3 protein-coding genes and 2 pseudogenes are annotated in these 11371 nt (G+C 58.5%); 1 reads left to right on the top strand and 4 read right to left on the bottom strand.

The window, feature by feature from the left end; all coding sequences use genetic code 11:
* Window positions 1-1103 precede the first annotated feature (1103 nt).
* The 3 genes and pseudogenes from PLJ71_21515 to PLJ71_21505 all read right to left on the bottom strand — a co-directional run bounded on the left by PLJ71_21515 (window position 1104) and on the right by PLJ71_21505 (window position 4504).
* Window positions 1104-2699: a hypothetical protein gene (locus PLJ71_21515; GenBank protein HQM51267.1), complete on the bottom strand. Its 1596-nt coding sequence runs from the start codon at window positions 2697-2699 to the stop codon at window positions 1104-1106.
* Window positions 2700-3544: 845 nt separating this feature from the next.
* Window positions 3545-3718, bottom strand: a pseudogene (locus PLJ71_21510) (transposase).
* Between the two features lie 99 nt (window positions 3719-3817).
* Window positions 3818-4504, bottom strand: a pseudogene (locus PLJ71_21505) (formylglycine-generating enzyme family protein).
* A gap of 813 nt (window positions 4505-5317) precedes the next feature.
* Between PLJ71_21505 and PLJ71_21500 the strand changes: the two are divergent.
* Window positions 5318-7129 carry a glycoside hydrolase family 127 protein gene (locus PLJ71_21500; GenBank protein ID HQM51266.1) on the top strand — a complete coding sequence of 604 codons (1812 nt, stop codon included), beginning with the start codon at window positions 5318-5320 and terminating at the stop codon, window positions 7127-7129.
* A 608-nt stretch (window positions 7130-7737) separates the two neighbouring features.
* Here PLJ71_21500 and PLJ71_21495 read toward each other — a convergent pair.
* Window positions 7738-11223, bottom strand: a complete 3486-nt coding sequence (locus PLJ71_21495) for a PQQ-binding-like beta-propeller repeat protein (GenBank protein HQM51265.1) — start codon at window positions 11221-11223, stop codon at window positions 7738-7740.
* Between the last annotated feature and the right edge of the window lie 148 nt (window positions 11224-11371).

Raw genomic sequence — 11371 nt, 5'->3', positions numbered from 1 at the left:
GCCGCCTGTGTGTCGGTTTCGCGGCCGCGCGTTGGCGGACAGCCTCCCGCGGGTCAATAGTATAGCACGATCTGTCGATTGTTGGCCGACCTTGTTTTTTCATCGGGACGGGCAAAGTCGGCGAATTCTGTACTGGCACAGATAAGTTACGCCGGGGAGCGGAGGGCAACCGCATCAGAGTCCTAGCGGGGGGCGGATGCGGGCGCGCCGGCGGTGCGAAGGCCGACCTTGGGGTTATGAGCACTACGCAACTTACCTTGGACTTTTACGACTTATGTGCGTTGAGCCGCAAGGCCCTTGAAGATACTTTGGGTCCTTTCTGCAAAAAGGAACATCCTCTTTACCCTTTTCCGAAAGGCGCTCTCTTCGGGGCAAGTTCACCGCTCCCCTATCCCGCTGCACTGAAAAGAAGGGCTGATTCGCGCAACCGTCCTAATCAGCGGGGGAAAGCAGGCAGATACCACCCCAAGGTGCTTGGACTACCGGCACACGTTCGGGAGCCAGCTGGCCATGCACGGAGAAAGCCTGCTCAAGATAGCTGCTTTGATGGGAAATTCTCCTGAAATCTGCAGGCGGCATTATGCGGCACTCTTGACGGAGCGCCGACCGGTGGACGCAGTCGAGTTCCTTTCGCAAATACTGGCGGCGTTCTTTGATATTTGAATCCGGTGCGGAACAAAAAGAGGACTTACATTGCCGTAAGTCCTTTGATTCAAATTGGTAGCGGTGGCGGGGTTCGAACCCGGGACCTTACGGGTGAACGAGTACGCGTTTTGGGGAACGACAGGGTGCAATTGCTGAACGTGCGAGAGCCGCGCCATTTGCGGGTACGGTTTAAAACAACTGTCGGGGGGAATAATACCGTGCCTTGAACGAAATTACCAAGTTTAGTGTTGGTAATATCAGGGATCGGCCAATTCGCGTCATGAGCCTGATCTTGGAACCATCGCCTTCTCAGGAATTCTCATAGAAAGATATAATCGGCAGTGAACAAAGGATAACAAACAGGAAACTAGGCGCAAGGGGCACCACGGCTGGAGATTTCGTCGCGTGATGCGCCATTAGCGGAGAGTGTCAAAACGGTCAATGCAGCAAGGGCAGGCTCAAGCTTCTACGATGACCTCGAGCCCCAAGGACTTGGCGAACTCGACGAGCGGTTCCTGTAGATCGCCATAGACCGTCACCCTGTGCCAGCTGAATCGGTTCCAACCCGCGAACATCTTACCAATATCGCCCTGAACCTCAGCCACCAGTTTGGTACGGCATCCTCTTTCACTATCGAGAGATCCGAGCGTCTTGGCGCGATGGACCACCATCTCATTGCGAGCAACGTTCGTTCGGAAAGTGGTGGTCATGTAACCGCCGGGCATCATGGATTCGGAGCAGGCTCCACGTGGATCGCGGTTATGGAGCGTACGAATCCTGTATGTGTTGGCCTCGCCCTCCGGGCCGAAAACCTTGGTCGTGCCGACACAGTGTGCATATACGATTTGGTTCTTCGACGTGTCCAACGTCGGGTCGGAAACGAAGCCGGGGCGCCCGGTGAGAATTCGAGCCATCATCATGCTCAATGTATCGTCGGGCATCGCCTCGCAAATGCCCTGGGAACCGTCGTCGAGCAGTTGCATGAATCCCAGGCACGGGTACGCAGGCAGTTTGCCCGCGGCAAATCCGCCTAGGCAGTTCATCGTTACGGTGTCAGTGCCGTACTTGTCAAGCAGCCCAAGTATGGCTAGGTAGATGCCGCCGGATCTTTGTATCGCCTCGGACGAGGGCTGGCTTGGCTCGACATAGTCTCCCGGCGCAAGCGGGATGGCGCCTTGGGACCAACGGCCGGCCCAGTTCGCCGCTTCGTCCTTGTCGACCTTCTCATAAAACGACTGTAATTCCGCGAAATCCACGTAGCGCCCCTTTGCGCCGAGAAAATCATGTTCCTCGCCCGGATTGCCGGCGCCGACGATTAGGAAACGCTTTCCTCGGAATTGCTTGAGGCAGTCAGCGATGTCGATCGAAGCGACAGAATCCTTGAGCGGTTCGGAAGTCCCCCGCGCGGGGAAGGTTCCTCGGTACACACGTTCGCAACGACTGGCGAACGAGGCAGGCGTAACACCCGGGTTACGCAAGCCGGCGAACTCACGCGTTACCGCTACCACGTCCTCGATACGGGTGGTCGATACTGCCGCAACCGGAATGCTCTGGCTCGTCAATTGGTACACACCGGCAAGAAACGCACCGCATCCGCCCAGAAATTCGTTGGCTACAACAGTCGGTTTGCCAAGCTTCCCGATCTCGACAATGGCACCGGTCTGGCGCCAAACCAACGTCATCACGTAAACCAGGTAGCCATCGACCTCGTCTTTCATCGCGATGGCTTTGGCTACGTCGTCCGCCTTTTCGACGGAAACGGGAACCAGTTCGAGCCCCGGGCAACCCTGGCGAAGACACGCGAGGATTTCATCCCGGCGGGCCCTGGTGTCGAAGTCGGGATACGGCCATATCTCCCGCGTCTCCATGCTCATCAAGAAGACCGCGGCCACGCGAACCTTGCCGTCGGTCCTGTCAGTCGCCGAAGCGCCGGCCGGTAATACCAGGGGGCCGGCCGCCGCTAAGGCCGCTGCCCCACAACGCTTGATGAAGCCACGCCGGCCCATGCTGTGATGGCAGCTACAACACAAGCTTCCGGCCGTGCACTGGGTCATCTTGATGCTCCTTTGTCCCGGTTTGCACAGGCAGACCATCGCTCGTCGACCGAGACAGCTTTCCCCAAAAGTCAATGCACCGCTCTCCATCCCCAGACGATATCAGGGGCGGTTAGCGGAATCAACGGCGGGAATAGGCCCCACCGCACACGCCAAGAGCCTGCCCGAACAACGGCGATTCAAGCGGTTCGCGCAGGTGCCTGGTAGTCGCCAAAGTGCCAAAATCTGCATCACTTCAATTCGTATACCACTTGTGGTTCTCGAATACTTGTCCTTGTTGCCAGGCAAGGACTTACAGAAGCTGCATCGCGTGTTGAATTCGTCAAGTTCCGTCCCCATCTGTTACCCTTTTCGCTTCGTAGAGAGTCTTTCTTGGATGCGTCATCGGAGTGGATATGATCGAATTCATCAGACCATGGTTCGGTGTTCTTGTCTCAGCGTTGAGAGCTCGTGCAGCGCTTCAGGCGGAGAATCTGGCGTTGCGGCATCAGCTGTGCGTCTACCAGCGGAGCGTCAAGAGGCCGAAGGTGTGCTATGTGATCGCGTTCTCCAGTGCTTCACCGTCGCTATGAACGCCGTGCCGCCTGACTCAAGCAAGCGACCTCAAGCGCGATTCCATGTCAATCCTGCACGGAGAACCATCGCCAAGCTTCACAAGGATCAGCCCGCATATCTCACCGCCCGCTCGACCGAGCGCGTTTTCGGTGCTTGGGAGGGAGTGATCGGGGTCTTCCGGCCCGGAATTGACGGCATCGAGGCTGTTTGGGGTTGTCCGGGCACAGTTCCCCCTCTCCCCCGTGGCGTCGATCGTGCGAATCACGCCCGTCGGGGGTGCTGAAGCACGTTCAGCAGCGCAGGGGACAGCGTTGGAGGTTGTGTGCGGCCTGGTGAAAGATGTCCTGGTAGGGACAGGTGCCGGCAAGGTGAACGAGGATTCGACGCACGGATACTTTGATGTGCGCACCGATCTCCAGGGATTTCAGACGGATGGTTCCGCACGTGGCCTTGGCCAGGCGCGTACCTTCTTACGCTATCGCGCTATCTGGCCCTTCAGCCCTTCCGCTTTACCTCCGGAAATGCCTTCCAAGCGGTAATGCCGCAAAACCGCCAAGCAGTAACTACCTGGAGAGGCGGAACCCGATGTCGCTGATCGAGAACGACGGGTCGCCGCCGCCGCGGCCCGCTGACCGACAGATGCTGCCGCCGCTGCTCCAGCTAGCGCCCCGTAGGACGCGGTACGAGCCAGATGAAGGGCCTGTTGGGTCGGTCACGCTCCCGCCTGTATAGGCACCATACCAGTCCTGACACCACTCTCAAACGTTCCCGCTCATGTCATACAAGTCAAATGCGTTCGGCAGTTTCTGACCAACTCCATGCGCATATTCTTCGCCAACATCCCAAGCATTGTAGGTCCACCAACAGTAATCGTCACCCATGGGGTAACTTGGGTCGTCGCCCCAATAAAACCGTGTTGTCGTCCCGGCCCGGCACGCATACTCCCATTCCGCCTCCGTCGGCAGCCGGAATGTCCTGCCGGTGTAGCTGTTCAGCGCGGTGATAAACGCCTGCGCGTCATCCCAGCTCACATACACCGCCGGGCTGGCCGGGTCATCCAGCACATTGTCGTGCCCTGACCATGGCTCCGTGCCCATTACTGCAGTCCACTGGGCTTTGGTCAGCTCGTATTTCCCCATCCAGAACCCCTGGCTCAGCGTGACATGATGCTGTGGGTCTTCAGTCGAGTCACTGTCCTGCTCGCCCGAGTAGCGACCCATCATGAAGGTCCCCGCCGGGATCCACACCATTACCAGCGGCACGTCACCCGGGAGCATAATGGTCTCCTCATGGCCGCTGCCTTGGCCATCATCGTCATCGGCCAACGGACAACCGAGCACCATGGCGGCGATAAGCAGTGTGAACAAGACAAGTATCCAGCAAGGACGGCCGAGGAAGTCACGCATTTTTGCATCCCTCCAGAACCAGGACACGCGAAGACGCATCCCCTTTTTTCACCTGCATATGAGAGACGCGCATGACGCAACTCTAGAGAAGGGTGTTTTGTGTGTCAATAGCCCGTATATCTCACCGCCGGTTTGATGTCTGTATGTCCAAGAAAGTCACGAGTCGCTACCAAAGGTGTATTGGCCTGAAGAAGGTGCAGCAAGACGCCACGCGATTCTTGGACCACCAGCCTCGGCTCTGGTATATCCTCACCATGAGATTCCACCCGGCGCACCGGATAAATCGGGCCGAACGAGTTTCCGGGAAAGATAGAGCCCTCTCCATGCCCATGCCAATTCGCTTCGGCCTCTCGGCCTCCACTTCGTTGCACCAATCGAAACGAGTTGATATCGTACGCAAAGAGCCGAACTCGGAACCCTTTGCCTCCTCAATGTTCTCCGGCGATGGGTGGCCTGATTCGTGTTCTGGTATAACTTTGAAGTGTGAGATCAAGCCTTGGCCATTCCAATAAAGACGTGCGGGAAGAGGCAGCAATGTTCCACAGATTCCCGCAGCAGAGCTGTCCTGATAGCTGGCAATCAGGAGCACCCGCGTGCTAAATCTTGGATCTGGCATTCGTCAGGTATGAATTTCATTGAAATCGAGGAAAACACCCTGTGCGCACCTTACGTGTTCTCATTCTAGCGGCAGCCGCCGGAACATCCATGACGTTCGCTGCCGATTTGCCCAAAAACGCAGGGCCGTATGCTTCGATTGATCCCGCGCAGGTCAGTTTGGGCGGCGAAATGGGCCGGCGCATCGATCTCACAGTCCATAAGAATCTCTTTGCCCTGAATATCGACAACGACTTTCTCAAACCATTTCACGAGAAGCAAAGTCGGTTGTTTGCTTACATCGGGCTTGGCAAACTGCTCGACGCCACGGTGAATTTCGCCTATTACACACGGGAGCCTAAGGTCATTGAGCTGAAGGATCATTTGATCAAAGATCTCCTCAGCACTCAACTGGACGACGGCTACATCGGCACGTTTCCGGCCGGTTCTCGCCTTCGCGACATTTTCGACGAGCATGAGATTGCCTACGTTATCCACGGCTTGGTCGACGACTATCGGCGTTTTCACGACCGGGCGTCGCTTGAGGCCGCCCAAAGACTGGCCGACTACGTTGTGAAGAACTACGAGACCGCGGTTGCGGCCCGGGATCCGAAATTGGTATGCACCATCGACGTCGAACGAGCTTTCATCTTGCTGAGCGCGGCCGCCGGCAACCCCCAATACCGCGATTACATCCTGGAACGCGATGGGCTGCGACGCTGGGATTTGCCGATCGATCTGGTGAACGCGGGCCAATACAGCAGTGGGGAAGGCCATGCCTACACATTCATGAATCGGTGCCTGGCGCAGTTGGACTTGTATCGAGAGCAGCCGGACGAGAAGCTTCTCGGCCAAAGCCGCCGCCTCATCAACTATCTGACCCAAAACGACGGCTTGACAATCACTGGCACGTGCGGCCTGACGGAACGTTTTCGCAATGATCAAGAGACTCAGGGCGACATAGGTGAGGCTTGCGCGACAGCCTATCTGGTCCGTTTGACGCACCATTTGTTGCAGTTGCAGGACGAAACGCTCAGCGCCGAGATCATGGAGCGCACGATTTACAACGCGCTCTTCGCCGCCCAATCGCCCGACGGACGTCTCTTGCGCTACTACACTGCGATCGACGGCCCGCGCAAGTATTTTGACCAGGATACGTATTGTTGCCCCAATAATTGGCGGCGGATCGTGGCGGAACTCCCTGAAATGGTCTACTACCGCTCTGCCGATGGCGGCGTGCTGGTGAATCTCTACGCCCCGTCGAGCGCGAACATATCGCTTGCCGACGATCTGTACGTGCAGGTGCGGCAGGAAACGGACTTTCCCAACTCGGGCAAAGTCGTCATCCGGGTTGACCCGTCGCGCGCGGCCGACCTGCCGTTAAGACTACGCATTCCGCGTTGGTGCGCGTCGGCAACCGTCTCCGTCAATGGCAAGCCTCTGGCTGAATCCATTCTCCGCGGCACGTGCTGCACGATTCAACGTCGCTGGGACGCCGGCGACAGCGTGGAACTGAATATGCCCATGACGTGGCGGATGGTTCAGGGCCGCAAACTGCAGGCTGGCAAGGTGGCCGTCATGCGAGGCCCCGTAGTTTTCTGCCTGAGCCGCGTCCGTAATCCAGGTCTTGAGAATATGGATCTGAGGCAGCTTAAGCTCGAGCCAGCGTCGCTTGCCGAACCCGTTGCCGACAGCACCATTCGCCCGAACGGCATTGCATGCCGCGTCCGCGCCTGGGGACCGAACTCAGACCCCGCGGCCCCGCCTGATCTGTGCCTGTTGTTGACGGAGTTTCCCGATCCGACTGGCGAAGCGACGTACTTTCTTACCGCAAGGCCTGAAGTCACCGTCCCCGATGAGTTGTGCGTGCCGTAAACTACAGGGAAAGGACCGGGTCCGCCATGTTGCAGTTCCCTCGTCCTTATTGCCAGACAAGGGATTACGTCACGGTCTCCTCGGCCGGATTGGTCTCGTTATGACGCTTTTTGCCACCCCGTATAGTCAAAATACGCGCCCGAGGTGGCAAGTAGTAGGACATGAAAATACTCTTCTCCCTTTATGCCTATTCGTTAGGCAATACTAAAGGACGTGCACGCAAGCCGCCCCGCGTGCAGAGAGAACGTCTGTGAGCGCGTACGTATCGGCAAGAATGCGCTCACACAGAGACACGGAGAACACGAAGATCGAATCCTCCGAAACAGAATGAGATAGGAAGCATCATTGTGGATTGCGCGGCGAGGCTTTGATGAGGGACGGCATTTCCCGCATCATAAACGGAGACGTTGAGTAGATTTCGCTTCGGCACGGGCACCATTTCTCCCGTGTCCTTTGTGCCTCTGTGTGAGTTTCCGCAATCGTCGTGCTATCCGGTGATTCGAGTTCTTTGACCCTTCTGACAATTGCCGCACACGGAACGCAAGAATCGACGCTTCCTCACCGTGCGGCGCCACCCAATGCACGAGATGGCCGGGAAGGATGAGTTTTCAGGAAGCACAAGCCGTCAGCGCTTCAACACAACCCAACATTTCACTCCGAAGCGCCCGCATGGCCGCGTCATTGTTGGTGGCGTCGATGGAAGTCCGGGCGAGGCCCATCTTGACCTCGCCAAAACTCTGATCGAGCATCTCCGGCAACGACACCTCAATGAGGTGCGTGATTTGAGAACGGGCCGTGGGGGTGATGGACGTCCCATCGGTCTCCGTAAGCCGCTTTCGCAGTACGGCGAGAATACGGTAATCTTCAATGCCTTCACGCACGGCTTCCCATCGGCGGCTCACCACAGGTCTGGTAAGGCCGGGGTATACCAACGGGTAGTTGAGTTGGACCCGCCCCCAGGGATCGTCGCCCGAATTGTAGCACCAGTATCCGATCCCGGTACCGCCATGTCGGAATGCGAATAGGGCAGAAGTGCGGTACTGCGCGACGATGTTGACGCCTTTGAGACAAGAGCCGATGGGCCGAGCATACGAATACCCGCAGTCATAAGACCACAATAACTTGCCGTGAGTGCGCATGATCTCCATTTCTGGAGACTCGTCCGCCAACATACCGATGCCCGGACACCAGATGTCGATATAGTCTGCCATGGCCTGGAACATGGGTAGTTCGCCGCCGCCATCGACGTAAACCATGACTTTGGGGTTGGCGGCGCGGACAGCCTTTCCAAACTCGACGACGCGGTTCACTGCGCCCCAGCCCTGGCCGCCGGGCTCGTCGATAGGGTAGAGGGCAAAATGGTCGGTATCGAATCCGAGCGCAGCCATGTGAGGCACGAGGTCATCGAGATAGGCTTTCATGTCTCGCGTGAACTCGGTGCTGCCCGGCTGGCCGCGAAAGGAGGGAATCCCGTTAAGCATCAAAACGACATCATGCCCGCTGAATTGGTTGGCGAAGGCGTCCAGCTTCGTGTAGTCGAAACCGGTCAGCGTACCTGCAGCGTCGTATTGAGACTCCGCGTTCGGGCCGATAAACACGTTATTGCCGTGCGCCAGAAGGTCGGACACGTTCGTTGCGTCGAGCGCTGGCCATGTGCACAGCCGGAACACGCCGCTGGGCGCCATCTCGAAAGGCAGCACGTTGAGGGAGATCTCAACCGTCGCGACCGGGGGCAGGATGGTTCGCGGGTTCTTGGGTCCGTCAACCACGTCCGCGCCATTCAACGCCAGGATCTTTACAGTGACCTTGTATTCACCGGGGGCGGCGTTCGCACCGTCGATATCCAGCCAGAGCTCCCCCGACTTGAGAGAGGGTATGGTCACAACCGCGGACTCGTCAAGGGCGAGGAGGGGATCCCATATGGGCTCGGCTACCGATGTCAGCAACTGCATCGACCGGTACGGCGTGACCACGGGCCCATCCGCCGGGGTGTCTATCACCACCCGGGCCTGTACGGGGCGATCTAGAATATTGAGGACGTCCAGCGAGATGGGCTCGTGTTCCCCTTGGACCATCCTTCGCCGAAGTTGTACGGGGTTGGAAACAAGGGTGGGCAGTTCATCTTCTCTGGCCCGGCTTTCCCACAAATCCCCTTCAGAAACGAGCGTGCTCGTGCCCGGCCCCAGGTCAACAGCGCGTTGCACCGCGGTACTCAAGCCCAAACCCTGTTTCGCCCTGGCAACCAGGGTGGACGTCTTCTGTAGCGCCACTTGTCCCGCGTCTGCGCCACCTCCCGGGACCGTCTCCTGTGCGGTAACAGCCACGCCTATTTCACGCTCAAGCCCGTCGGCTTCCCGCCGCAAGGCCTCGGCCGACAAGGGCAGAGTGTTTTCGGCTGCCTTGGCCGCGTCGCGCAACGCCGCCAGCGCGCGCTTGCCCATCGCACGATCGTTCTGGAATGGGTCGAGCACCACGTCACGGTTGCCGGAGAACAACGGGCGTCCGGCGCCATCCGTCAGGGTCCAAGCGAAGCGGTACGTTCCGGTCACGAGTACCTCGACGGGAAGGTCCAATACGCCGTGTTTTCCGAGAACTTTGGTGACGGCCTCGATCCGTGCCCCGTCCGGACGAACGCATGTCGCCGAAGCCTTGATAGGTTCGTCGCCCGGGGCGGGATTGACCACCTGGAAGCGAACGCTTTCTCCCGAAAGTACTTGGTCCGGCGCCAAATGCTCAGGCGACATGCGCAAGGCTGTCTCGCCGGCCAGGCCGAACCAGGCGCCGGTCTTGTGTTCGTTGCCGCGATATGCGGTCCACTGGGCCAGGGTGTCTACCGGGGCCTTGGCGCCAAAACAGAACACGCGGCCGGATTCACCGCCGGTGATCAGCATTTCCAGCCCGGGCGAGTCCTTTGTGACATCCCCGAAGGCTGGCGTGACATTGATGGTCCTGTTCTCGAACTGATGGTCGAACACGGTCCTGCCATCGCTGTTGAGGACCATTAGGTGGCCGTCCTGGGTGCTCAAGGCATACTCGAGACGGCCGTCATGGTCCAAATCGATGATGGCGCCCGCCGCCAGCGACCGTCCCTGCATGTCGATGTTCCAGAGCACAGCGCCATCCTCGTCAAATCGGTGGATCACACCCAGTTGGGTAATCAAGAAGATATCTGGACGGCCATCAAGGTCGAAATCGCCCGCCGAGATGGTCGGGGCCACCGCGCCGCGCACCGGCTGTTCCCACGCTGTCGTTCCATCCGCGTCGAAACAGAAAACTCGACCCTCGCTTGACGCAGACACGATCCGGCCAGCCCCGGATGACGAGGAAAACATCACCGGGGCGCAGGTGCCCCAAGTTTCCGAAGTGCCGCCGATCTCCCGTTTCCAGAGTATCCCGCCCTGGGATGCGAGCAGGAAGACCGTCCCCATGGTCGTAGTGAGGGCCACCTCAAGCTTGCCGTCGTTGTTCACGTCGCCCAGAGCAGGGCTGGCGGGCGCGTTGGCTATGCTGGCCTCCCATTTCACATCTCCGCTCTCGGCATCGAAAGATCGGACCGCACCCATTTCGTCAGTCTGAACCACTTCTACAGCACCGTCGCCATCGAGGTCGCCAAGAGCGGGTGCGGACCAACATGATGGGGCTTTCAGGTCCAACTGCCATTCGACTTCTCCTGAACCGGTAAGGCAGGTCAACATGCCGCCCATATCGCAGGCGAAGATAAGCGTCGGTTCCCCAGACCGCTGCAGAATCGATGGATAGGTCATATACCGGCCACGGGTTCGCCAACGCCATACAATTTCCCCGGTCCCCTTGAGCACAATGATTTCCTCCTGGCTCGCTACGATGGTCTCGGCCAAGCCGTCACCATCCACGTCCGCCACGGTCGGGCCGCTTTCCGTGTAAGCGTGGACATTGGTGGTCCAAAGAAGGGGTATCTCCAAGCAGTCAGCAGGGGGCGGACAGACGACGAACAGCGCTGCGAGGCCCGCGAAGATCGATGGCAGCGCCAGGGCAACAGGGGCTCGAGCCGGTTGGTTGGATGATTTCTTCGTCCCGTGCGGGTATTTGGTTCTCTGCGTGAAGACATTGCGCATTTTCCCCTGCTCCTTTTCGCGTCAACTGCCCTGCCCCTGACCAAGGAGAACTATGATAGCCAACCTTCCTACGGGATGAAAATATACTGATCTCTGAAGAAGCCAGGGCTTCTCTTCGTCCTCCCTCTGGCCACAAAGACCATATTGC

This window comes from Candidatus Hydrogenedentota bacterium (genome assembly GCA_035416745.1).
In the GTDB taxonomy this organism is placed as follows: domain Bacteria; phylum Hydrogenedentota; class Hydrogenedentia; order Hydrogenedentales; family SLHB01; genus UBA2224.
The sequence above is the reverse complement of the archived record's forward strand: the minus strand, read 5'-3'. Positions and strand labels throughout refer to the sequence as shown.

Bases quoted from the DNA above. Each gene is read 5' to 3' on its own strand.
- PLJ71_21515 (HQM51267.1), bottom strand. From the start codon at position 2,699: ATGACCCAGTGCACGGCCGGAAGCTTGTGTTGTAGCTGCCATCACAGC.
- PLJ71_21495 (HQM51265.1), bottom strand. From the start codon at position 11,223: ATGCGCAATGTCTTCACGCAGAGAACCAAATACCCGCACGGGACGAAG.